This window comes from Clostridium sp. UBA4395, assembly GCF_002390995.1.
GTDB lineage: Bacteria > Bacillota > Clostridia > Clostridiales > Clostridiaceae > Clostridium_J > Clostridium_J sulfidigenes.
Genome location: NZ_DGRF01000044.1, coordinates 1 through 25,662 on the forward strand (window position 1 = coordinate 1; position 25,662 = coordinate 25,662).

A 25,662-nucleotide genomic window follows, 5' to 3' on the forward strand; every position below is an offset into this window, starting at 1 on the left:
AAGTGTTTTTGCACTATTATAGGTTAAAGATTATTTTTCTGAAATTTTTTAATCACTAAGGAATTTAAGTGAACATATTGATATAATAACAATAAAAGATTAAAATTACTTTGTTTAAACTATTGTTGGATAGGAGAAGAATGAATATGAAATTAATGAAGAAAATGGATATTGTAATAATTGTAGTGTTACTAATAGTGTCATTTATACCTTACATTATGCTAAAAAATTATCAGAGTAATTATAAAGGAATAAATTATGCTGTTATTTCTATAGATGGCAAAGAGACAAAGAGAGTGGAATTAACGAGGGGGTTAGATGAAGAATTTACTATTAAATCTTCCTATGGATTTAATCTAGTTGTAATTCATGATATGAAAATAGGAATTGTAGATGCAGATTGTAAGGATGAAATATGTGTAAATGAAGGATTTATAGGAGCGGTTGGAGAAAGAATAGTATGTCTGCCTAATAGGTTAATCATTGAAATAGTAGGGGAACAAAAGAGTAGTGAAGGGGAAGATGTAATTTCTCGTTGAGGTGAAGAAAATGAATAGTAAAGAAGCTAGTAAAAATATTAGAAAAATGATATATATATCCCTATTAGTAGCAATGTCCTTGGTGCTACACATATTTGAAAATATGATACCAGTACCATTTATAACTCCGGGCACAAGACTAGGTCTTGCTAATATTATTACGGTAATAGCATTATACACCTTAAGTTATAAAGAGACTTTTTTAGTCATGTTTTTAAGAATTTTGATTTCCGTAATGTTTGGAGGAAGTATATCTAGATTAATGTATAGTCTATCTGGTGGGATCTTAAGTTATATATTTATGGTATTTGCAAAACACCTTGGAAAAGAAAAGATAAGTATTGTAGGAGTAAGTTGTGCGGGGGCAGTATTTCATAATGTAGGACAATTACTTGCAGCATCACTAATAGTAAAAACCATGAGTGTTATGCTCTATTTACCTGTTATGAGCGTGGCAGGGATAGGGACTGGCATATTTGTTGGAATTACAGGCAATTTTGCAATAGAACATTTAAAAAAAGTTTTTGGTGTAAATAGCAATTGGTTTTAAAATAAGTTTAATTTAAATAGCTCAAATGGATATAAGTATATTAAATGGATATAAATATATTAAATAAGGATATAGTTACACTTAATAGATAGAAACATAAAATAATGTATTTTATTTAGGAGGAAAAATATATGAGAGTTGATGAAGAAATACTCAATTTTGCATTTAATAGTTTAAATGAATACATTGTAGTAGTTAATGAAGATGGAATTATAACAATGATGACAGATGGATACAAGAAGTTTTTAGGTTGTAAAGAACCAGAGGGGAAACATGTAACTAAGGTTATTCCAAACACAAAATTACATCTTATAGCTAAAAATGGATTTAAAGAAGTTGGAGATATTCAAGAGGTTAATGAACATAAAATGATATCTATGAGAGTTCCTATAATAATTAATGGAAAAATTAGAGGGGCCATAGGTAGAGTTATGTTTAAAGATATAGATAATTTTAAAATATTAAGTAGTAAGATATCTCATTTAGAAAAAGAGGTTCAATTTTACAAAAATGAACTCACTGTAGAGAATAAAGCAACCTATACTTTTGATAAAATAATCGGAAATAGCTCAAGTTTCTTAACTGCTATAAAATTTGCTGAGAAGATTGCAAGAGGAGATTCATCTGTATTAATTACAGGGGAGAGTGGTACAGGAAAAGAATTAGTTGCACAGTCCATACACAATAGTAGTAAAAGAGCCAGAAAACCCTTTGTTAAAATAAACTGTGGAGCTATACCAACAGAACTATTTGAATCAGAAATGTTTGGCTATGAAGAAGGAGCATTTACAGGAGCGAAAAAAACAGGAATGAAGGGTAAATTTGAGCTTGCAGATGGAGGAACTATTCTTTTAGATGAAATAGGAGATATGCCTCTTTTTATGCAGGTGAAGTTATTAAGAGTTCTTCAAGATAGAGAAATTGTAAGAGTTGGTAGTAATGATATAAAAAAGATAGATGTTAGGATTATAGCATCTACAAATAAAAACTTATTACAGTTAACTCAAGAGGGGAAGTTTAGACAAGATTTATACTATAGATTAAATGTTATGCATGTTAAGCTTCCAGCACTAAGAGAAAGAATTGAAGATGTGGGGCCACTTGCAGAGGCATTAAGAGTTAAGCTATGTAATAAGTATGGAATATATAGTGAAGGTATATCAGAAGAAACCTTGGATTATCTAAAATGTTATAACTGGCCAGGTAATGTTAGGGAACTAGAAAATGTTATTGAAAGAGCAATAAATTTACTTAATACAGAGCTTAAAATATTACCAGAGCATTTACCAGCAAAGATATTAGATTGTAACAAAAGAAAGGTTGATTATGAAAATAAACAACTTAAAGATATAGTAGAAGAAATAGAAAAGCAGGTAATTACAGAAACTTTAGAGAAACTTAATGGTAATAAAAATGAAACTGCTAAGGTTTTGGGTATTAGTAGGCAAGGTCTTTATAAAAAAATGAAGAGGTTTAATATGGAACTTTAAAAAAGTGTAAACTAAAACACACATGTAAACNNGTTTACATGTGTGTTTTAGTTTGGAGAATTAATCCTTTAAATAGATTAAATGTATTAATAAATGATGAAAAAAATCTGCTAATTATTGATTTTGCTTTAGGTGATTTATTTAACATTGAAGTTATAATATTAACAAAGATTTGTTTAAGGAAAAACCGTAAACTGTAGTTTACAGTGTTATTTTTCCTAATTCACGAGAAAGTAGATATTTAGGGGATTGTAGAAGTTGGCATGGAAACTGCTATATAAATAAGAGTAATAAACATAGACTTTGTAACCCTATGTAGATATATAAGCAGGGGATAAAATAGTTTCTAACGTAACAAATTATTTAAAGAAAAAATTTTTAAGAAAAGGATGGAGTTAAAAATGAAAGAAGTTGTTATTGTAAGTGCTGCTAGAACAGCAGTAGGATCATTTGGAGGTTCATTATCAAAATTATCAGCAGCAGAAATTGGTGCTGTAGCTGCTAAAGAAGCAATAAAAAGAGCAGGAATAGATCCAGCTATTATAGATGAAGCTATTATAGGAAATGTTATAAGTGCAGGACTTGGACAAAATGTTGGAAGACAAGTAGCTTTAAAGGCTGGTTTAAAAGAAGAATCCACAGCAATTAGTATTAATAAAGTTTGTGGTTCAGGAATAAAAGCTGTAACATTAGCAGCTCAAGCAATAAAATCAGGAGATGCAGATGTAATCCTTTGTGGTGGAACAGAATCAATGAGTAATGCACCATATGTATTACCAACATCTAGATGGGGACAAAGAATGGGTGATTCAACAATGGTTGACACTATGATTAAAGATGGTCTTTGGGATGCGTTCTATGATTATCATATGGGAGTTACTGCAGAAAACATAGCTGAAAAATGGGGTCTTACAAGAGAAATGCAAGATGAATTTGCTTTAAGTAGCCAATTAAAAGCTGAAAAAGCTGTAAAAGAAGGAAGATTTAAAGATGAAATAGTACCAGTTGAAATACCTCAAAGAAAAGGAGATCCAATTGTATTTGATAAAGATGAGTTCCCTAAATTTGGTTCAACAATAGAGAAATTAGGAAAACTTAAGCCAGCTTTCAAAAAAGGTGGAACAGTTACTGCTGGTAACGCTTCAGGAATAAATGATGGAGCTGCTATGTTCATAGTTATGTCTAAAGAAAAAGCTGAACAATTAGGAGTTAACTATCTTGCAACTATAAAATCTTATGCATCAGCAGGTCTTGATCCACAAATAATGGGATATGGACCATTCGAAGCTACAAGCAAAGCTTTATCTAAAGCTGGATTAACAGTTGAAGATTTAGATTTAATAGAAGCTAATGAAGCTTTTGCAGCACAATCACTAGCAGTAGCTAAAGATTTAAAATTTGACATGAATAAAGTAAATGTTAATGGTGGAGCAATAGCTATTGGACACCCAGTTGGAGCATCAGGAGCTAGAATATTAACTACTCTTATCTATGAAATGATTAAGAGAGATAATAAAAAAGGTCTTGCTACACTATGTATAGGTGGCGGACAAGGAATCGCAATAGTAATAGAAAGATAAGTGAGAATCCAAATTTTATATTTGGGTATTCGAACTTACTAATTCGAACGCATGTGAGAAGGAGTGTCCTTACGAGCAAAGCGAGAAAAGAAAATCTTTGGTTTAACATTTCGAACGAATGTGAGAAGGAGTGTCCTTACGAGCAAAGCGAGAAAATAAAAATATTAATTAGCTATAACTTTTTAAGTATAAACAGAGTTCTTTAGGGAAAATCGTTATCCAGGGACGTACCAGCTCTTTTACTCCTACTTTGAAGAAGATGGGAGTATTAGAGCCGGTAGTCATCGGATTAACAGAGTTCTTAGCTTCTCTGAAGCTTTAGAAATCGTTATCCAGGGACGCACCAGCTCTTTTACTCCTACTTTGAAGAAGATGGGAGTATTAGAGCCGGTAGTCATCGGATAAACGAAAAAATCAGTTCATTGTAAATTTACAATGAGCTGATTTTTTATTTTAGCTAGAATATTTCATGAAATACTACACAAGCTAATTTAAATACCATGAGAGGAGAATTTTATATGGAAAAAAGAAAGAAGAAAAGAAAAGGAAATAAAAATATTTTTACTATTATTATTGTTTTAATAGTTGTTTTTATTGTAGTGTATTTTCTATTTTATTACGGATATATGAAGCGTACCGTAAGTAGTTATGTAAATAAAATTTATCCTCAAGTTTTTGTAGAAGGAATTGAAGTGGGAGGTAAAACTAAGGAGGAATCTATAAAGCTTTTAAATGAAAAAAACAAAGAACTTATCAATAATGATATTAAGGTAAAGGTAAAAGATAAAGAATATAAGATTGATTATGAAAGCTTAAATATAAAAAGCAACTTACAGGAAACTCTTATGGAAGCTTTGGATTATGGAAAGGATTTATCTGTAAGAGAAAGTTATAAATTGATAAAAAATCCTAAAAAAGTAGATTTTGATATTGAGTATCGTTATAATACAAATTTTGTAGATTCCTTGTTGGATGAAATTGAAAAAACTCTCAACAAGGAAGTTAAAAATGCAACTATCATCAAGGAAGATGGAAAACTAAAAGTAAGTGAAAGTTCTTCAAAAGAAGAAATAAATAGAAAAGATTTTATTTCTCAGGTTGAAGAAGTTGTAAAAAGTAATACTGAGAATAATAAAGGTGATGTTACTCTCAAATTACCTATTAGTATTGAAAATCCAGAAATAAACACTGAAGATTTGAAAAAGATTAATATAATAATATCTAGTTTTAGTACAAATTTTGCAGATGATGTTAGAGCTACTAACATTAAAGTAGCAACTGAAGCAGCAAGTGGTATAGTTTTAATGCCAGAGGAAGAATATAGTTTTAATAAACTAGTAGGTGAAAGCACTAAAGAAAAAGGATATGTAGAAGCACCTGTTATAAAAGATAATAAACTTCAACCTGAATTAGGTGGAGGTATTTGTCAGGTATCTACAACTCTTCATAATGCAATAATAAGAGCAGGAATTCTACCTACGGAGAGAACGCATCATTCTATGCCAATAGGGTATGTTCATAAAGGAATGGATGCAACCATTTATTATAATGTTGTAGATTATAAGTTTAAAAATACTTTACCATATCCCATTTATATAGATGGTATAGTAGAAAATAATAAATTAATATTTAATATATATTCTTATAAAGAATTAGAAAATATAAAGTATGAAGTCATTAGTAAAGTCTATAAAGAAATACCTCAAAAGATAGAATACAAAAAGGATATAACCTTGGATGAGGGGGAAGAAATAGTTGAGAATCCAGGTAGTAAAGGTTATAAGGTAAAGGTTTATAGAAAAACCTTAGAAAATAAGAAGGCAGTAAAAGAAGAGGTAATATATGATGAAATATATGAACCTGTAAATAAAATCATCAGAAGAAATGGATAGAGATATAGGGAAGGAATTGCATATACACAATGCTTGTGTTAAAATTTTACAATAAAAAATTATTATGTAATGAAATCGTAATAATAATATAAATGAAAATATGATTAACATATGATATAATTTATATGTTAAATCAATTTTTTAATTGTAAAATGAAAGGAATGTTACTATGGATATGAATCTAGAAAAGGGTGAGAATGGATCAAAGCTTTCACTAACCCCGGGGAATAAAAAAGCTAAGATCATAGCAATTTCTTCCGTAATAACTATAGTTCTTTTAGTATTTATAGGTACAACAACATACATCCATACTACTGTATCAAAATATGAGAATTTAATTATGCCAGGTGTGCAGGTTGAAGGAATAGATGTAAGTGGTAAAACCAAGGACCAAGTTGTGCAAGAACTAAATAGTAAATATAACGACGAAATTGGGAACAGAAGTATTAAAATTAAAGCTGGAGATAAGGAGTATGCTATTAACTATACTGACTTACATGTAGAGTTTAATATAGATGAAACTGTAAATGAAGCTTTTAACCATAATAGAGATCTTGGATATTTAGACAAGTTTAAAGCAATAAAGAGTTCTGAAAAAAAAGACTTTCCAATAACATTTACCTATAATAACGAAATTATAAATACTGTTGCTAAAAAAATGGAAAGTGAAATTAATGTTGCTAAAAAGGACGCTACTATATCGAAATCAGATTCAGGATTTAACATTACTGAAGAAGTCGTTGGTAAGACTTTAGATGTACAAGCATTGGTTAAGGATATAAATGCTAAGGTATCAGAAAGTAAAGCAGGAAACATAGAAGTAACTGCAACGATAAAAAAAGAGGTACCTACTAAGACAAAAGAAAAATTATCAACGATTGACACTAGAATTGGAACCAAAACTACTAACTTTGGAAGTTCAGATTGGAGCAGAAGCACCAATATATCACTAGGAGCTCAAACTGTAAATGGTATAGTACTAATGCCAGGAGAAAGTTTTAGTTTTAATACTACAGTTGGTGACACTACAGCAGATAAAGGGTATCAACCAGGAGGCGTTTATGTAGGAAATAAGGTGGAAATTGGATATGGAGGAGGTATTTGCCAAGTATCTTCAACACTTCATAATGCAGTATTAGACTCAGGAATTCTTCCAGATCAAAGATTAAATCATAACATGGCAGTAGGATATGTTCCGTTAGGACTTGATGCAACTATTGCTTATGGAGGAATAGATTATGTATTCACAAATCCATACAAATATCCAATATATATTGAAGGATATACTGGTGGTGGAAATGTAACCTTTAATATATATTCTAACTCTGCAGCTAAGGGTGGAAAAACTTATAGCTTTAACTCAGAAACCTATGAGACCATTCCTGTAACAGTAAAATATGAGGATGATCCAACTTTACCTATAGGAACAGAAAAGGTTACTCAGAATGGATCTCAGGGATATAAGGTTAAGGCATATAGAACTACTTATGAAAATGGTAATGTAGTTTCAACAGATCTTATGAATACTGATACGTATGTACCACTACCTAAAATAATAAAGAGAGGTACTAAAAAAGTAGAACAAGCTCCTGTTACAAAACCAGCAGAAAAACCGGCAGATAAGCCGGCAGAAAAACCTGCTGAAAAGCCAACAGATAAACCTGAAGGTAACTAAAATTATGATAAAGAAATGAAAGAAAAAATAAAGATATTTATTCTTGAATAATCAATACCCTATAGATAGACAAGATATCCGTCTATACTATAGGGTATTTTAGTTAGATTCTAAAAATTGGTTACAATATAATGTTAATAAAAATATATTGTGTATAACAGCATAAGAAAAAATTTCATGACCTATTATATTAATAGGAAATATTATATATGTAAATAATATTAATTATATAGGTATGATAAGAAGGGAGAAAAGTTAAATGAATTATTTTGAAGAATTTACAAAGCATCTTTTAGAAGATGAGAAGCCATCCATATATTTTAATAACTTAGTAGAAAATAATGGTTATCCAGATATATATCCCTATAACATGGTTTTAAAGTTAAAAGATGTGGAGCAAAATCCTAAACATCACCCGGAAGGCAATGTTTGGATTCACACTATGATGGTTATAGATGAAGCTGCTAAAAGAAGAGATAGAAGCAAAGAACCAAAGGGATTTATGTGGGCAGCATTTTTACATGATATAGGTAAGTTAACTACTACAAAGTTAAGAAGAGGATACCTCACTGCCTATGACCATGATAAAGTTGGAGCAAAAATGGCAGAAGAATTTTTAACCCATTTAAAACTTCATGAAGATAAAGGATTTTATGATTATGTAGTAAGTCTAGTTAGACTTCATATGCAAATTCTTTTCGTAGTAAAAAATAATGAGTTTGCAGATCTTAATAGAGTTGTTAAAAGTGGATACATTGAGGATATAGGACTTCTTGGAATATGTGATAGATTAGGAAGAGGACCAAAGACAGAAGAGGAAGTAAGAAAAGAAGAGAGAAATATTGAAATTTTCTTAGAAAGATGCCAAAATTATATTGATAAGAGAAAAAGAATGGCAGAGACATATAATTTGCCTGAGAAATAAGAAAGCTTAGGAAGGTAAGTATTGAATGAAGAAGAAGATATTAAATATACTTAGAAAAAGTAAGGATGAATATATTTCAGGTGAAAGACTTAGTGAAGAATTAGGAATTACTAGGGCTGGAATATGGAAGCATATAAAAAGCTTAAAGGAAGCAGGATACGTTATAGAATCAATTTCCAATAGAGGGTATAAACTGGTAAGTACTCCGGATATTATAGATGGTGAAGAGATTTTACCTCTTCTTACAACTAAGTATATAGGGAGAAACTTCATTCATTTTGATGAAGTAGACTCTACTAATGTTCAGTGCAGAAGAGAGTGTAGTACTAATCCTATAGAAGGAATGGTAGTTGCTGCAGAGGAACAAACTAGTGGGAAAGGAAGATTGGGTAGAAGTTGGATTTCGCCTAAAGGAACAGGAATATGGATGTCCATAGTATTAAAACCAAATATATCTCCTATGGTAGCACCTAGAGTTACTTTAATTGGTGCAGCAGCAGTTTATACTGCCCTAAAGGATATGGGTATTTCGGTAGGAATAAAGTGGCCTAACGATATAGTCATTAATGGCAAAAAGATATGTGGCATATTAACTGAGATGAATGCAGAAATAGAAAGAGTAAATTATGTCATCATGGGAATTGGTATAAATGTTAATATGGAATTATTTCCAGATGAGTTAAAGGAAAAAGCAACATCTCTTAAAAATGAATTAGGAAATGAAGTTGATAGAAAAAAACTTGTAGCTAATATATTGAATAATTTTGAAGTGTTTTACGAAGGCTTTAAAAATACAGGAGATATAAGTAGAGTTATAGAAATTTGTAAAGAAGGCTCATTACTTATAAATAAAGAGGTAAGAGTAATTAATGGAAATAATGAAGTCATATGTACGGTAATAGATATTGATGATGAAGGAGAATTAATAGTAAAACATAAAGATGGTACTATTAATAGAGTAATATCAGGAGAAGTATCAGTAAGAGGAATCTATGGATATGTTTAAATTAAAAAACATAATGTAAATTATTTATTTTAATATAAATTAAAAGGATTGAAGTCTATGTTTAATGGCTCAATCCTTTTACTCTATGGAATAATGAATTTTTTAGCTATTTAAAAAAGTTTACTGAAGCTGATATTGGACAATTTTTATTAAGTTCTAAAATTATATAAGAAAACCAAGGTTCTTTTCTTTTGCTAGTAGACGATCCAGGATTTAAATACATTGTTTTTCCTTTAGTAAAAATACAAGGTTTATGGCTATGACCATATATTATTATATCAAGCTTATCCTTCTTAAAAGTATCAACCACGTTATCTATAGTTTGCTTTTTGGTACCATCCCCGTGACAAATACCAATTTTATAACCTTCTAAAGTTAATATGTGTTTTTCAGGAACTAAACTTCTTAAATTCGATTTATCATTATTTCCATAAACACCTATAAATTTTGATTTTTCCTTAATCATAGATATTACTTCAGGGGAGGTATAATCTCCTGCATGAATTATTAAATCTACATCTTTTAACTTATCATCTAGTATATGTTTTAGCTTTGAATAATGTTTATTCATGTGAGTATCAGAAATAATTCCGATTTTCATTTTAAGCTTCACCTCCACTTAAAAAATATATATACATTATTAGTATAAGCATAAAATTATATTTGTGTAGTTTATATTTAAGCAGTTAATTGAAACTTTACTTAAAAAGTAACACAAGGTAAAAATACTTATAAAACTAAAATGTTACTTAAAAAGTTAATGTAATCAATAATTATTATTCATTAAATAGTAGAAAAAACTCTTAAATTCGGGTATACTATAATTAAGATAAATTTATTATAAACATTGCATTATTGTAATAAAGTATGGCTTAATTATATTTAGTTTATGTATATAGTTAAGCAGGAATAACATAATAATATTTACTTAATTTCAAAATGTCATAGGAGTGATAAAATGAAAGATAGTATAATGAATATTATTAAGGACAAGACTTTAACTTATGAAATGAAAGTTTTAAATTTAGCTAGGGAGTCAGAAAATAGTTTAGATGTATTAAATAAATCTGACAAAACAAAAATGTATGAAAATGCAGGTGTTATATGTGACCTTAATGAAGGTAACGCACCATATAGACCTAGATATATTGTACCTGACTATGAAAAGTTTATGAAAAATGGAAGTAAGTTTTTAAGCCTAACTCCTGCAGAGGATATATGGGATGCAGTAAACAATTTACTAATTCTATATAAGCATGTACCATCAGTTACATCTTTCCCAGTATATGTAGGTAATATTGATACTCTTTTAGATCCATATATAGAAGATGATAAAGAAGCATATAAAGCAATTAAATTTTTCTTAAAGCATATAGACAGAACAATAACTGATTCATTCTGTCATGCTAATATTGGACCTAAGGATACAAAAGCAGGAAGAATAATTTTAGAAGTAGAGAGAGAACTTCAAAATGCTACTCCTAATATAACCTTAAAATACTCAAAGGAAACTAGTGAAGAATTTGCAGTTGAAGCAATAAAAACAGCTCTTACTTGTGCTAAGCCAAGCTTTGCTAACCATGAAATGTTTAGCTCGGAACTAGGAGAAAAGTATGGAATAGTAAGTTGTTATAATGGACTTAATCTTGGCGGCGGCAGTTATACATTAGTGAGAATATTACTTTCAAAACTAGCTAAGATGGCATATAATGAAGAACACTTTTTAAACACTGTATTACCAGATGCTGTAGAAGCAATGCTTGATTATATGGATAAGAGAGTTAAATTCATAGTAGAAGAAAGTAATTTCTTTGAGTCAAGTTTCCTTGTAAGAGAAGGTTTATTATCAAGAGATAGATTTACTGCTATGTTTGGATTAGTTGGTCTTGCAGAATGTGTAAATACACTTCTAGGAGCAACAGATGAAAAGGATAGATTTGGATATGGTGAAAGAGCTAACAAGCTAGGTGAAACTATTATAAATAAAATGTATACTATGGTTAATGCCCATGAAAATAAATATTGTGAAGTCACAGATAATCATTATCTACTCCATTCTCAAGTTGGAATTGATTCTGATACTGAAACAAGTCCAGGATGTAGAATTCCAATAGGAGAAGAGCCATCATTACCAGAACACTTGATTCAAAGTGCAGTATTCCACAAATACTTCCCATCTGGAATTGGTGATATATTTAAATTTGATGAAATGGCTAAGAAGAATCCAAAGTCAATTTTAGATATAATCAAAGGTGCCTTTGCACTAAATATGAGATATTTCTCACTATACTGTGATGATTGTGATGTTATAAGAATTACAGGATATCTTGTTAAGCGTTCTGATATAGAAGCTTTAGATAGGGGAGAGCAAGTACTTCAAGATACAGTAGCCCTTGGATATGGAGCAGTTAAAAACTCCAAGATCCTTGAAAGAAAATTAAGAAGTTCTGATAAATAGAATTCTTAGCATTAGAGTTGGTAGTCATAGGATTAAAAGGATTTTTATAATAAAGGCCGCTTCGATACAATTGTAGCAAAAGCTTATAGTATTGGAGCGGTTCTATGTTATTAGGAAATGAAAATATATGAGTACTGGGGGAAGAAGTATGAATGATAAGCAAGAAACTATAGGTTATGTTAATAAAATAATACCTTTTAGTAATGTAGATGGAGAAGGCAATAGAATGGCCATATTTCTTCAAGGGTGTAACTATAATTGTATTTATTGTCATAATCCAGAAACTATAAATAGATGTGTTAATTGTGGTGAATGTGTACCTGCCTGTGAATATGGAGCTTTATCAATGGTAGAGGGTACGGTTGAGTATGATATTGATAAATGTGTTAACTGTGATGCTTGTATTGCTACTTGTAAGAAAAATAGTAGTCCTAAGATAACAAAAATAAATGCCTCAGAACTAATGAAGAAAATTGAAAAGGTAAAGTTTTTTATATCAGGAATAACTGTTTCAGGAGGAGAATGTACTCTTCAAAGGGATTTCCTAAAGGAGCTATTTATAAAAGTAAAAAGTCTTGGTTTAACAACTTTTATAGACACTAATGGGTCCACACCTATATGTATGGATAAAGAACTTTTAGAAGTAACAGATAAAACTATGATAGATTTAAAAGCTTTTCATCCAGAAGAAAATAAGATACTTACAGGTCTCACCAATGAAACAGTAATAAAAAACATAAGAGAGCTTGGAAAACTTGATAAGATATATGAAATTAGAACAGTAGTAGTACCAGAAGTTCTTAATAATAATTATACTGTAGACATGGGAAGTAAGCTATTAGCTGAAATTAATCCCAATATTCAATATAAGTTAATTAAATATAGACCTATGGGAGTAAGAAAGGAATTACTTGAGACTACAGTACCTACTAATAATTATATGAAGGAATTAGAATCTATAGCTAGAGCTAATGGGTGCATAAACACCATAATAGTTTAAAGAATGGAAATTTAAAAAGTAATCTATATAAAAGGGGAAAGCTGCAATTCAACAATTTTGAATTGTAGCTTTTAAAGTATTTAATAATTTACTTTAGGGACATATTTATATTTAAGAAAGTATTTCAGCAATGTTAACAGCGTGGTCACCCACTCTTTCAAGGTTACTAATAAGATCTAAGAATATAGTACCTACAAAGGCATCACAAGTACCATTATTTAGTCTTCTAATATGTGATCGCTTTAAATCTTTTTCTAAAGTATCTATTTTTTCTTCTAAAGCCCTCACATCTAAAGCTTTTTTATCACTATAGTCAGAGAAACATTCTATGCTGTGTTCTAAAGCTTCTATACAAATATTCACCATTACTTTAAGTTCATCTATGGCATCCTTGGAAAATCTTACTTTCTTAGAAAGCTTATTTTTAGCTAAGTCAGCAATATTCTCAGCATGATCTCCAATACGTTCTATATCATTAACAGCATGGAAATATGCTGCTATAGTAGTTCTTTGCTCTTCTCCAATATCAGAATTGGAAAGTTTAACTAAATATTTAGTTATATCTGTTTCTAATGTATTTATTAAAGTTTCAATCCTATACACTTTGTTTATTGAATCTTCATTATTATCGGTAAAACCCTTTAAGGCAGTTTCTATATTTTCCTTAGCTAAAGTACCCATTCTAATAATCTCATTAGTAACTTGACCAAAGGCTATAGTTGGAGTTTCTAAGAGTCTGTCATCTATATATTTAACTCCATCAACTTCTTCTTCATCTTTCCCTGGAAGCAAAAAGTTAACTAAAGATACTAAGTATCTTGTAAATGGTAATATCAATATAGTATTAATTACGTTAAATATAGTGTGGGCATTGGCAATTTGTTTTGCTACAACCCCTCCAGCTACGCCAGGGGTAAGAGTTGTAACAGTGGTTAATAGTAATTTAGAAACAGGTGGAATTAAGAATATTACACTACCTATTACATTAAAGAACAAGTGAATTAGTGCAGCCTTCTTAGCAGTCTTATTAGTGCCTAAACAAGAGATTAAAGCAGTAACACAAGTACCAATATTAGTTCCGTATAAAATTGGGATAGCTACATCAATTGGAATACTTCCAACAGAAGCTAAAGCAACTAAAATTCCAGTAACTGCAGAGGAACTTTGAATTATAGCAGTCATTCCTATTCCTAATAAAAGGCTTAACAATACATGTCCTTTTAGACTTAAAATAAGTTTTGTGAATACTGGTGATTCTCTAAGAGGAGACATAGCATCAGACATCAAAGTAAGACCTAAAAATAGAACACCAAATCCTAAAATTATATGACCTAATTCTTTGAAATTTTTCTTTTTAGTAAATAATACTAGAAAAGCTCCTATTGCAATAAATAAAGGAACAATAGCATCAAAATCAAAGGTAATTAATTGAGCTGTTATAGTTGTTCCAATATTAGCACCCATGATTACATAGGCCGCTTGAGATAAATTCATAATACCTGCATTAACAAATCCAACTACCATAACAGTTACAGCACTACTGCTTTGAATTATAGCAGTAACTATAGCGCCGGTTGCTACACCCTTAAGTGGATTAGAGGTAATTTTATCAAAGATACCCTTTAACTTTTCGCCAGCAAGGTTTTCAAGACCATCTCCCATGATCTTCATACCAAATAGGAATACTCCAAGTCCTCCTAAAAGGTTAATAATTAAAAAAAATGATTCCATAGTGTTAAACCTCCAATAAATAATATGTATTCAAATAATATTCATTCTAAAGATACAATTAAAGATACAATAAATTTAACTTAATAGTAACACAAAAACCTTTTATTTAACAAAGAGTAGAAAGTTTTAACAATAGATAAAGAAAAATTAACATGAATTTAACAAAGGATAAAGTTCCAAAAGTCTTCATTAACTTATTTTGTGTATTTTTGTGAAAAATAATGTATATAATATAGAAGGAATGTTTAAAGAAGCCTAGAATTATATAATATAAGAAAGGAAGTGGGCTTATGGAATTTAAAGAAATAATAAAAAGAGTTAAAAAGACTGAATATTTAGGATATTTTGATGTCATCGAACATAGAGAGTGCATTAAAAATCTAGTTATTTTTGAAAGCGAAGCTAATAACCTTGAAAAAGATATTCCTGAACCATGGTTTGTTAGGAAAAAGGAGTTTGATCGTGCAAAGGATGATTCACCAACCTTAATTAAAATAAATATATATAATAGAGTGGCAGATGCTATAAATGACATGGTTATGTATGATAATATAAATGAAAGTGATATAGAGCTGCTAAAGGAGTATTCAGATATTACAAAGCGAATTATGGAAAGAAAGTATGAAGATTTAGATAAAAGTATTAGTAAAATTAAAGAAGATAAAAAGGGTAAGTTAATTCCAATAATGAATAAAGCAAAAGCTTGCCTAGAAGAAATTGGAAGAAGACTTAATTAATCATATAAAAATTCTAAAGGATATTTTAGAAGAAAGAAAGCTGAGAATTTAATTCTTGGCTTTTTTGTGTTCACAATTATATACTAACTACGCATTTACCATAATAAAAGATTATATATTCCAAAATTGTAATGTTAATGTAATATTTAATATCTACCTAACATGTATAATGAAATGGTTGAAGTTACTTAATATATAATTTATAAAAAAATATATATTAAATATAAAAATTATGTAAATGGAGTATTAATATGAGAAAAAGTAAGAGACGTAGAAAATTTATTAAAAAGAGGATTATACGATTTATAATACCAATAGTGAGTATATGTATTGTAATTATAGGAGGTTATTTTTTTAAGTGGTTAAACAATTGTTTTAAAAATAATGAACAAGCTATTAGTACTATGGTTAATACTAATAGTATGAATTTAGCAAATCATAAAGACATGCAAGAAATAAGTCGATTTACTGAAGAAAATCCTGAAAAAACAGCTATAAGTATGTGTCAAAAAATATGGAAAAGTTCTGATATCACCATTATAATAAATAATAAAAATTTTATGGAAGGATGTTTATCCTTATCACTAAGTAAAAAGTATAATGCACCAATCCTTTTAACTGAAAGAGAAGTGTTGAGTGATTTAGTAAAGAATGAGATTAGTAGATTACAATCAACTAAAATAATTTTAATTGGAGAAGACAATTCAATTTCAAAGAATATAGAAAATGAACTTGTAGAAAAAGGATTAGAAGTAAATAGAGTTCAAGAAAAGGATAGTACTAATCTTAGCATCAGAATTGCAGAAGAATTTAAAGATAATAATACATATATTCTTTCCAAAGGTGATAATCTTAAAGAGGTAATGTTATTATCATACATTGGAATGATGAATGAGACACCTGTAATAATATCAGATAATTATTTGTCAATATATAAATTTTTAAGGAATAAAAATAATTCAACTATATATTTTGCAGGAAATGAGGATACTTTTTATAGGACATTTTCTAATCTTAAGATGAAAAAAATGGATATAGCTAATTATTTTAAAAATGTGAATTTAAAGTTAATGAATAAGAATATAAGTTTATATCTCAGTGGTGAAATTATGATGGCTTCAAGTAATGATACATCAGAATTTATATCAGCATGTGCATCAAGTGGTGTTCTTAATATGCCTTTAATTGATGTTGGTTCAAAAATGTTAAATAAATCTATAGAAGAATTTATGATTGAAAAAGGAAATTATGTAAATCATGTTATTGCTGTAGGGAATGAAAGAGCTGTTAATAAGGATTTATTAAATGTACCATCTTGGGGTAAATATTACACTAATGCTAAAAGTCCTTTAGTAACTCCAACTTATGATGGAAGTAATCAAGCAGTTCATCCAGATGTTTTGTATACCCCAAATGGTTGGAATGGATATAAGTATTTGATGGGATTAACACCTTATCCTAATGGGAATGATGACTATGAAAATCCACAAATATTAGTTAGTAATGATGGAAGTAATTTTAATTATTTAAAAGGCTCTAAGAATCCTTTAGATACGCCTAAAGATGTTGCAAATGGAGGTCATTACTCTGATATAAATATTTGTTTAGTAGATGATACATTAGAAGTGTATTTTAGATACAATCCATCTAGTAGAGATAATAAAAATACAGATAATCATACTAATATGGTTTATGTAATGAAAAGTAAGGATGGCATAAGGTGGAGTGATAAAGAATTAGTTCTAGCCCCTGATACCTTTAATAAAAAATATGACTATGTGTCACCAATTATAATTTATGATAAAGGTGTATATAAAATATGGTTTTCTAACTATAGTAGTGATTTATATTATACGGAAACTAATGATTTTAAAAACTTTAAGGATGTTCAGGTATGTAATTTTAAGAACAAGCCATTTAACTTTCACCTATGGCATCATGATTTAATAAAAACAGATTTAGGATATGAGATAGTTATTAACGGTTATAATAATAATGAAGCGGGAAATCAAGGCTTGTATTATGCTGTGTCAAAGGATGGAGTCAATTTTTTACCAATGAAAAATTTATTCAATCCTTCAGAAGGTGAAGAGTCTTTTGATAACGGTACTCTATATAAATCAAGTTTAGTAAGAGTGAAAAATAGATATTTGCTTTATTATTCTGCAAGGAGTAAATCGGGACAATGGAGAATTGGTTTAGCGGAAGAAAAAGATATTACAGAATTAAATTAAGGATAATATTTAAAATATAATTTATAATAAGATTCAGGGATAAAATTCCAGTATGCTCAATATACTGGAATTTTATTTCTATAATATGTGAATATAAGTTATAAATGTACAAGCTATAAGAAGTATAAAAAGTGAGCAAAAAGGGGATTAATGTAAAAATGAACAATATTCTTCTTGAGTGTGAATAACATATTTTACCGTAGTAAGTTCTAATATAAAGCTTTGTAAACAAAATTGGAATTGGAATAAAGTGATATGTATGATTAGCTTGCAGAAATATTAGATGGGGGAGCTAGTGTAGATGATTGTAGAGCTATAAATAGAATATTTTAATAAAGTGGATGGAGAAAACTAAAATGAAAAAAATAATAAAATATTCTAGTATAACAATAGTATTAGTAATTATGGTATTTTGTTTTAGTGCTTATAGTAAGATTAAGGATTCAGAACGGAATTTAGATGCAAATAATCTAGAAGTTTCAAATAATACAACAGGGGTAATTAATGACGATATTAAATATGACATTATAGACTCACATATAAGTTTAACTAAGAAATACCGTAGTATAAATGAATTAAAAAAAGATTCAACTATAATCGTAGAAGGGATTGTTAAAAAGACAACTTCACCCATGATAGAGGATATACCTTATACAGTTTCAAACTTAGAAATAGTAGAAATTTTTAAAAATGATGGCACATTAGAAAAAGGGAAAAATATATGCGTTATAGAAACAGGAGGAATTTTCTCACCAGAAGTCTTATTAAATGAACATAAGAAGAAGTTTCCAAATGAAGCCATTTCATTAAAAGATATGAAACCAACCAAGCTCATAACAGATGGGATTGCACCTATGGATATAAATGAGCATGTAATAATATTTGCTTTACAAACACCACCATTAGATGGTAAGCCATGTTATGCACCAGTAGGTGAATATCAAGGTAAATACAAGCTAGAAGATTCTAAGTGGAAGCAACAAATACCAAAAGAATTTGAAGGTGGATATAAAGATAATATAAAATCTAAAGATGAGATTGCTGATATGTTAAGATAAATTAGATGTGTATGTATAAGTTTGGTTTAAATGCGTATTTAGCGCACAAACCACGTCATTGAAGGATGTAAAAATCAATAGTAATATAATATTTTAATAAATTTCATTAGAAAAACTATTCTAACAAAGTTTCCAACGAAAAATATAGAAAATATGAATATTACATGAGAATAAATAATAAAATAAATCTTCTGAAAATCTATGAAACACTTGAAATTCAACACTTTACATTATATAATGAGATTGAACAAAATAAGAGTGACAGTTCGTAAGCCTCCTGTCTTTAAATAAAACTACGGCATTGAAATCTTTTAATTAGCTCATCATAAAAAGGTAGAGCTTTATTTATGTACAAGGATTACAAGGCTGTCATTTGGATGACGGCCTTTATTTTTTCTATAATATATATAAATATATATTATAGAAGTATATAATTTAATCACCAATAAATATGGGGGGTATTTTTTAGAGAAAGAAAATGCTGAGTTAAAGATAGGTGCGGAGCTAGTGAGGTGACATAGCTAGACTCATTATTTTATTAGTAGGTTTGTATGGGGTTAAATAGGGCAATATATGAATCTAGTAAGGCTAAGAGCTTACACTATTAAAAAATGAGGAGGGTATTATATTTATGAATACTAGCAACAATACTAAAAAATTATTAAAGATGGCTCTAATTATAGCTACTTATGTAGCGGTTACTGCTGTTATCGCACCCTTTGCTTTTGGAAATATTCAATTTAGATTATCAGAGGTAATGGTACTTTTGGCATTTATAGACCCGCTATATATTCCAGCCTTAACTATAGGATGTGCCATTTCAAATTTTCTACTAAGTCCTATGGCAATAGTAGATATGATATTTGGAAGCTTAGCTAGTTTAATAGCTCTAGTTTTAATTTGGCAAACTAAGAAGGTTTTAACTAAAAAAGAAGGCTATAATAAAACACTTGTACTATTTATAGCATCTTTATGGGCAACTATATCGAATGCTTTAATTATAGGAGCAGAACTTTACTACATGATAAATTTACCATTTTGGCTTTCTGTATTACAAGTTGCCATAGGAGAATTTGTAGTAGTTTCAATTATAGGAGTTTTAGTATTTAAATTTATTATTAAAAATGAGAATTTAAGTGATATATTAAAGCTTAACTAGGATAATCTAAAAAGTATTAAAATTTTGAGAATCATATATTATTATAATGATGAAGAAACCTAAGTATATCTATGCTTAGGTTTCTTTATGTGAAGGAAAGTTTTTTAGAAACGTAAGGATTTTGTAACCAAATATTAAGTTTGTTGTATTAGAATGATTAAGGAAGATAAATATTAGACAGAAGAGGAAGATAACATGAAGAAAAGAAGTTTTCGAATTATGACAATTATAGGAATAATATTAGTAGGAATAATAACAGCAATAGGTATACATACCTTTATAGAAAATAAAAAGGTTCAGATGAATGAAAAGCAAAGAGTACTATTAGGGAGAAAGCACTTGAAGGATTTAGAACAGGCTGATTTAAGTGTAATCCAGGATAAGATAGAGAAACATCATACCCCTGAAGTTGTGGTAGAGGATAAAGAAGTTGATTTTTATAAGTTCTATGAAAGTACAGTGTTTATGGGAGATTCTATAACAGAAGGTCTTATGGAGATGGAATTAGTAAATCAATATAATGTAATAAGTAATAAAGGAGATACTGTAGTTAAAGGAAAAGAAAACATAGATAAAGTTGTATCTTTACAGCCTAAGAATGTAGTACTTTTATATGGAATGAATGATGTAATAGCATTTGATGGAAGTGGACCTGGAGGCCCAGATAAGTTTAAGGCTCATTACATAGAATTTATAAATGATATTAAGACAAAATTACCTAATACTAATATATACATACAAGCACCTCTACCAGTTATGGATAGGGCTATAGAAACTAATGGAAGGCTTACTAATACTAATTTAGATGAGTTTAGAAAATTAGCTTATGAAGTAAGTGAAGAAACAGCAGTTAATTATTTAAATATTGATGTATTGGTAAGGGATAAGGCTGAGCTCTATGAGCAAGATGGTATACACTTAAAATATGATTTTTATTTAAAATGGTTATCTTATTTACACCAAGGAATTACATCAAATAATTAGGAGATAAATATGAAAAAGTATAAAAATTATTATTATATATTGATAGCAACTGTATTAATTACATTTATAGCTCTGTATCAAGTTCTTAAAGTTAAAGATGTAGATATGGATAGCTTAAGAAAGAACCTTTCACAGGTTATAGATGATGAACAGATGGATAAAGGTGATAGTTCAAAGCTAAGAAAGTTATATTACATAAGTAAAAATGAAATAGAAGATTTTATTTTATACGCACCTAAGAGTAATATGGATGCTAATGAAGTTCTCGTATTGAAAGGGAAAAGTGAAGAAGTTATACAGCAGTTAAAGGTCAAAGTTGAGGGAAGAATAAAAAAACAATCCGATAGTTTTAATAGCTATAGACCCGAGGAATATGACATAATAAGTAATCGTGTATTAGATATAAAAGGAAAGTACTTAATATTGATCATTTCAAAAGATTCGGCAACCATAGAAGCAGCAATAAATAAAGAATTTAAGTAGTAACTATATTTTAATTGGAGTGATTAAGTTGGTTTTTAGTAGTTTGATATTTTTATTTATGTTTTTACCAATTACCTTAATAATTTATTATATATGTCCTAGGAAATTTAAAAATCTAGTAATTCTTATAATGAGTTTGATTTTTTACGCTTGGGGAGAACCTATATATATCTTCTTAATGATAGGTTCTATAATAATTGATTATATAGGTGGCCTTATGATAGAGGCAAATAAGGAAGATAGTGAAAAAAGAACAGCAATATTTATTACTGTAATTGTACTAAATTTAAGTTTTTTATTCTTCTTTAAGTATTATGGGTTTTTAATTGATAATATCAATGGAATTTTTGGTGTTAATCTTCAAATAAGGAATTTACCCTTACCACTGGGAATATCTTTTTATACATTCCAGCTCATATCCTATGTAGCAGACGTATATATGGGAAAGGTGGTTGCACAAAGAAACATTATAAATTTTGGGGCATACATTACTATGTTTCCCCAACTAGTAGCTGGACCAATTGTCCAATATAGTGATATAGAAGATCAACTTAATAACAGAAGTGAGTCTATAGATAAATTTGGAGAAGGGGTAGAAAGATTTATTGGAGGTATGGGAAAAAAGGTTCTTATTGCTAACAATATAGGCATGATTTGGACTTCTATTAAGGGTATTCCTATTGAAGAATTATCTATATTAACAGCTTGGATAGGTATAATTGCCTTTACACTACAAATATATTTTGATTTTAGTGGTTACTCTGATATGGCAATAGGTCTTGGAAAGATGTTTGGATTTGAATTTTTAGAGAACTTTAATCATCCTTATATGTCTAAGAGTATCAGTGAGTTTTGGAGAAGATGGCACATATCCCTAGGTTCATGGTTTAGGGATTATATATATATTCCTTTAGGAGGAAATAGAAGAGGGAAGGCTGTACAATTTAGAAATTTACTTATAGTATGGTTTGCTACAGGACTATGGCATGGAGCTAGTTGGAATTTTGTAATTTGGGGACTATATTTTGGAGTATTTATATTCCTTGAAAAATTATTTTTAGGAAGAATTCTTAATAAAGTCCCTGATGCTATTGCTCATATGTATACTGTAGTTTTAGTAATTATAAGCTGGGTATTCTTTGATACATCAAAGGTTAAAGATGCACTAAATTATATAAAGCTTATGTTTGGAATGGGAAAAAATATTTTTATGGATAATATGGCTAAATATACGTTGAAAACAAATCTAATACTTATAGTAATAGCAATTATTTGCTCTACGCCGTTGATTAAAAATTTGATTGCATATATAAAAAAGAAGTATAAGTTAAAGGGTGTATATATAGTTATAGCTATGAATATGTTAGTTTTAATTTTATCCATAGTTTATTTAGTTAGTGAAAGTTATAATCCTTTCCTATATTTTAGATTTTAAAGAAAGCAGAGTGAGAGAAATGGATAAAAGTAACAAGGTAAATAGAAGGCTAATGGCAGTAGTATTTCTCTTATTTATAACTATAATGTCTGTAAGTAATATATTAAGAAGAGAAAAAGCATTTTCAGAAGAAGAAAATAGAAATCTAGCTAGTAGACCAGAGTTTTCTTTAGGAGAACTTCTTAGTGGTGACTATATTAAACATTATGAGAGTTATATATCAGACCAATTTCCAGGCAGAGGTTTATTTATAAATGCTAAGGCTAAGGTAGATAAACTAATGGGTAAAAGTGAAAGTAATGATGTATTTATAGGAAAGAATAATCAACTTATTGAAGACTTTGAAGAGAGAGCAAAGGAAGAAACTGACCATAAGGTTTTAGCTATTAATGAATTTGTAAAGAAACACGAAAATATAAATACAAGCTTTATGCTGATACCAACAGCTACAGAGATTCTAAAGGATAGGCTACCTAAATACGCACCAGTGGATAATCAGTTGGAATATATGAAATACATAGAAGGAAAGATAGGTTCTAATGTAAAATATATTAATCCCTATAATGCACTTATAAATAATAAGGATAAGTATCTATACTATAGGACAGACCATCACTGGACTAGCAAGGGGGCTTATCTTGCCTATGTGGAATTTTGTAAGAGTTTGGGTCTAGAGCCTAAAAAAGAGGGAGACTTTCAGGTTGAGTTAGTTGCTAATGATTTTTATGGAAGCTTAACTTCAAAAATAGGAGATAAGAGAGGAAAGCCAGATTATATAAATGTATATATACCTAAAAAAAATGGAGAAATAGTGGTTAATTATATAACTGAGCAAAAGAGAACCGGTACCTTATATAGCAGTGAGAATTTAGATAAGAAGGATAAGTATGAAGTTTTTACAGGAGGAAATCATCCGCATATTAATATTAAATCTTTAGGAGATCCAAAGAAGAAGCTATTAGTAGTTAAAGATTCCTATGCCAATAGTTTTTTACCTTTTTTAACTTCCCACTATGGAGAGATAGACGTGGTAGATCTTAGGTATTACATGGATAATATGGAAGAGTTAATTGAGTCGAAGGATATAACAGATATATTATTCTTATATAATGTAAACACCTTTAATTCTGACGATTCTATATTAAATCTTAATTAATAATAAATAGGAGCTTAGATATATTAATATCTAGGCTCCTTTATTTAATTAAGATTTTGTATATATTCTAAGTATATTATTCAAGTTTTTTGCTTCCTTTAATTATTCTAGTGATAAAAAAGGCAAGTGTACCAAATACAGCAATTAAAACTATAGGTGTAAATAAAACACTTAAAGAACTTTTAGTTGCTGAACATATTGTCATATAAGAAAAATCAGAAACTAAGACTAATTTTAAAACTATAAGCATAGTTTTTAGATTAGTATATACAAAATTTTGATTCTTTTCTGTGATTTCTACAGGTACATTCCATATATTGGGAAACAGTGTTATGGTTGTAAGTCCTGTATATAAAATTATTGAAATTATAGGCATTATAAGTAGCATACCTTTCCCACTCCAGTTGGTAACAACTCCTTTAGCATTATAGTGAGATGGGATAGTATCAGGAAGGGTGCTCCAAATGAATATTAGATAGATTATTGATCCTAGTAAGATTAATAGAGCTAGAGTTTCAAGGAATTTTTGAAATTTAGTAAAAGGAATTTTATATTTCATAAGATGACCTCCTATCAAATGTATAGTAAGCTTAATGTTAAACTGATTTATTATGTTTATTATATCAGTACAGTAATTATATTCATTGGAGTGTATTGAATTACAGGTATTATCTTATAATAAAAAGTCCCAGTATAAAACTAAGAATATTAGCTACTACAGCATAGTTAATACGTCTTATAATACTGTGCTCCTTTAATTTCTTTGAATAATATACTGCCTCAATGATTAGAATTAATAACTCTATAGGTATAATTGTTGTAAGGTAATATATTAAACTTGATCTTGCAGTTATTAATAATAAGCAGATATAAAGGAGGAGTTGAGTAACTACATTTATAGATAAAAATACTTTCCAATTTTTCTTTATACTAAATTTAAAAAATAGCATAATGAAGCCTTCAATAAGTAGTGTTAATATACAAGTACCTAAAAATTTCAACGCAAAAAAGCCTAAGCTTGAAGTTGTTTTTACTTTGTTAGTTTTGAAGTCATAATATACAACGGAATCAAAGGTATAGGTATTTACTTCTTTAGAGGAGATTATTTTATTATCATTGGTTAAGATAATAATTTTAAATTTATTAGGTACACCTATATATCCAAAGTTGTGTATCATGGTATTACCATTTACATTACCTATAAGTCCTGAACTACTCATAGGGACTATTGTACCAGTTACAAGGGCTGGTCGCCAATCCCCATCTCTGTATGAATTTAGAAGTTCAAGTTTTTCAGGATTAAATTTTTCTTTATCAAGCCAACTATAATTAGCATTTGGATAATCTATTAGTAAATCTAAATAGTATTCTTCCGAAGGTGGATTTTCAACAATTATTTTCAACGTTGGTTTTGGCCCTGAATCTGCATAAGCTTGAAGTGGAAAAGCTAAAAGAATAGACATAGAAATAAGTAGTATTGATAAAAATTTTTTCATATAAACCCTCCTCGTATAAAATAAATGTAACAAAAGGAAATACATCTAGTTAATTTCATAATAGATATAAAAAG

At 29.0% G+C, this 25,662-nt stretch carries 22 protein-coding genes; 18 read left to right on the forward strand and 4 right to left on the reverse strand.

The genetic code is table 11. From position 1 onward, the window contains the following. The first annotated feature begins 146 nt into the window (after positions 1-146). From B2694_RS07020 to B2694_RS07055, 8 genes are all read left to right on the forward strand, one after another. The gene (locus B2694_RS07020; protein WP_346885127.1) at positions 147-539 is read left to right on the forward strand and encodes a NusG domain II-containing protein; all 393 of its coding nucleotides are present in this window, start codon (positions 147-149) and stop codon (positions 537-539) included. A 10-nt stretch (positions 540-549) separates the two neighbouring features. Then, positions 550-1,089 (forward strand): Gx transporter family protein, encoded by a 540-nt coding sequence (locus tag B2694_RS07025; RefSeq protein ID WP_346885128.1) that lies wholly within the window; start codon positions 550-552, stop codon positions 1,087-1,089. A 131-nt stretch (positions 1,090-1,220) separates the two neighbouring features. Next, on the forward strand, positions 1,221-2,579 hold the full coding sequence (locus B2694_RS07030) for a sigma-54 interaction domain-containing protein (protein ID WP_346885129.1): 1,359 nt from the start codon (positions 1,221-1,223) through the stop codon (positions 2,577-2,579). Positions 2,580-2,980: 401 nt separating this feature from the next. Further along, positions 2,981-4,159 (forward strand): acetyl-CoA C-acetyltransferase, encoded by a 1,179-nt coding sequence (locus B2694_RS07035; RefSeq protein WP_346885130.1) that lies wholly within the window; start codon positions 2,981-2,983, stop codon positions 4,157-4,159. A gap of 518 nt (positions 4,160-4,677) precedes the next feature. After that, positions 4,678-6,051 (forward strand): VanW family protein, encoded by a 1,374-nt coding sequence (locus tag B2694_RS07040; RefSeq protein WP_346885131.1) that lies wholly within the window; start codon positions 4,678-4,680, stop codon positions 6,049-6,051. A gap of 169 nt (positions 6,052-6,220) precedes the next feature. Then, the gene (locus B2694_RS07045) at positions 6,221-7,726 is read left to right on the forward strand and encodes a VanW family protein (protein ID WP_346885132.1); all 1,506 of its coding nucleotides are present in this window, start codon (positions 6,221-6,223) and stop codon (positions 7,724-7,726) included. A gap of 259 nt (positions 7,727-7,985) precedes the next feature. Next, a complete protein-coding gene (locus B2694_RS07050; RefSeq protein WP_346885133.1) occupies positions 7,986-8,651 on the forward strand; it encodes an HDIG domain-containing metalloprotein in 666 nt (221 codons plus the stop codon). Between the two features lie 25 nt (positions 8,652-8,676). Beyond that, positions 8,677-9,657, forward strand: coding sequence for a biotin--[acetyl-CoA-carboxylase] ligase (locus B2694_RS07055; protein ID WP_346885134.1), 981 nt, complete (start codon positions 8,677-8,679; stop codon positions 9,655-9,657). Positions 9,658-9,763: 106 nt separating this feature from the next. Here the strand turns inward: B2694_RS07055 and B2694_RS07060 are convergent, their stop codons facing one another. Then, on the reverse strand, positions 9,764-10,258 hold the full coding sequence (locus B2694_RS07060) for a metallophosphoesterase family protein (RefSeq protein WP_346869172.1): 495 nt from the start codon (positions 10,256-10,258) through the stop codon (positions 9,764-9,766). Positions 10,259-10,615: 357 nt separating this feature from the next. Here B2694_RS07060 and B2694_RS07065 point away from each other — a divergent pair, with 357 nt between their 5' ends. Together B2694_RS07065 and B2694_RS07070 are read left to right on the forward strand one after the other, a co-directional pair. Beyond that, positions 10,616-12,115 carry a YjjI family glycine radical enzyme gene (locus tag B2694_RS07065; RefSeq protein WP_346885135.1) on the forward strand — a complete coding sequence of 500 codons (1,500 nt, stop codon included), beginning with the start codon at positions 10,616-10,618 and terminating at the stop codon, positions 12,113-12,115. Between the two features lie 148 nt (positions 12,116-12,263). Continuing rightward, entirely contained in the window at positions 12,264-13,115 is an 852-nt protein-coding gene (locus B2694_RS07070) for a YjjW family glycine radical enzyme activase (protein WP_346885136.1), read from the forward strand. 111 nt (positions 13,116-13,226) lie between these two features. On the opposite strand, the gene B2694_RS07075 is transcribed toward B2694_RS07070, so the two are convergent. Beyond that, positions 13,227-14,846, reverse strand: a complete 1,620-nt coding sequence (locus B2694_RS07075; RefSeq protein ID WP_346885137.1) for a Na/Pi cotransporter family protein — start codon at positions 14,844-14,846, stop codon at positions 13,227-13,229. A gap of 290 nt (positions 14,847-15,136) precedes the next feature. Here B2694_RS07075 and B2694_RS07080 point away from each other — a divergent pair, with 290 nt between their 5' ends. The 8 genes from B2694_RS07080 (at position 15,137) to B2694_RS07115 (ending at position 24,092) form a co-directional block, all read left to right on the forward strand. Continuing rightward, positions 15,137-15,583: a hypothetical protein gene (locus tag B2694_RS07080; protein ID WP_346885138.1), complete on the forward strand. Its 447-nt coding sequence runs from the start codon at positions 15,137-15,139 to the stop codon at positions 15,581-15,583. Positions 15,584-15,834: 251 nt separating this feature from the next. Next, complete coding sequence (locus B2694_RS07085; RefSeq protein WP_346885139.1) at positions 15,835-17,817, forward strand: cell wall-binding repeat-containing protein; 1,983 nt, start codon at positions 15,835-15,837, stop codon at positions 17,815-17,817. A gap of 356 nt (positions 17,818-18,173) precedes the next feature. Further along, a complete protein-coding gene (locus B2694_RS07090; RefSeq protein WP_346885140.1) occupies positions 18,174-18,875 on the forward strand; it encodes a hypothetical protein in 702 nt (233 codons plus the stop codon). A gap of 631 nt (positions 18,876-19,506) precedes the next feature. Beyond that, positions 19,507-20,034, forward strand: a complete 528-nt coding sequence (locus B2694_RS07095; protein WP_035135073.1) for a QueT transporter family protein — start codon at positions 19,507-19,509, stop codon at positions 20,032-20,034. A gap of 195 nt (positions 20,035-20,229) precedes the next feature. After that, positions 20,230-21,018, forward strand: coding sequence for a GDSL-type esterase/lipase family protein (locus B2694_RS07100; RefSeq protein ID WP_346885141.1), 789 nt, complete (start codon positions 20,230-20,232; stop codon positions 21,016-21,018). A 9-nt stretch (positions 21,019-21,027) separates the two neighbouring features. After that, the gene (locus tag B2694_RS07105; protein ID WP_346885142.1) at positions 21,028-21,501 is read left to right on the forward strand and encodes a DUF4358 domain-containing protein; all 474 of its coding nucleotides are present in this window, start codon (positions 21,028-21,030) and stop codon (positions 21,499-21,501) included. Between the two features lie 28 nt (positions 21,502-21,529). Next, positions 21,530-22,936, forward strand: a complete 1,407-nt coding sequence (locus tag B2694_RS07110; protein ID WP_346885143.1) for an MBOAT family O-acyltransferase — start codon at positions 21,530-21,532, stop codon at positions 22,934-22,936. 19 nt (positions 22,937-22,955) lie between these two features. Beyond that, positions 22,956-24,092 carry a DHHW family protein gene (locus tag B2694_RS07115; RefSeq protein ID WP_346885144.1) on the forward strand — a complete coding sequence of 379 codons (1,137 nt, stop codon included), beginning with the start codon at positions 22,956-22,958 and terminating at the stop codon, positions 24,090-24,092. Positions 24,093-24,168: 76 nt separating this feature from the next. Here the strand turns inward: B2694_RS07115 and B2694_RS07120 are convergent, their stop codons facing one another. Together B2694_RS07120 and B2694_RS07125 are read right to left on the reverse strand one after the other, a co-directional pair. Beyond that, positions 24,169-24,651, reverse strand: coding sequence for a DUF1648 domain-containing protein (locus tag B2694_RS07120; RefSeq protein ID WP_346885145.1), 483 nt, complete (start codon positions 24,649-24,651; stop codon positions 24,169-24,171). Between the two features lie 109 nt (positions 24,652-24,760). Further along, positions 24,761-25,588, reverse strand: coding sequence for a hypothetical protein (locus tag B2694_RS07125; protein ID WP_346885146.1), 828 nt, complete (start codon positions 25,586-25,588; stop codon positions 24,761-24,763). Positions 25,589-25,662 lie beyond the last annotated feature (74 nt).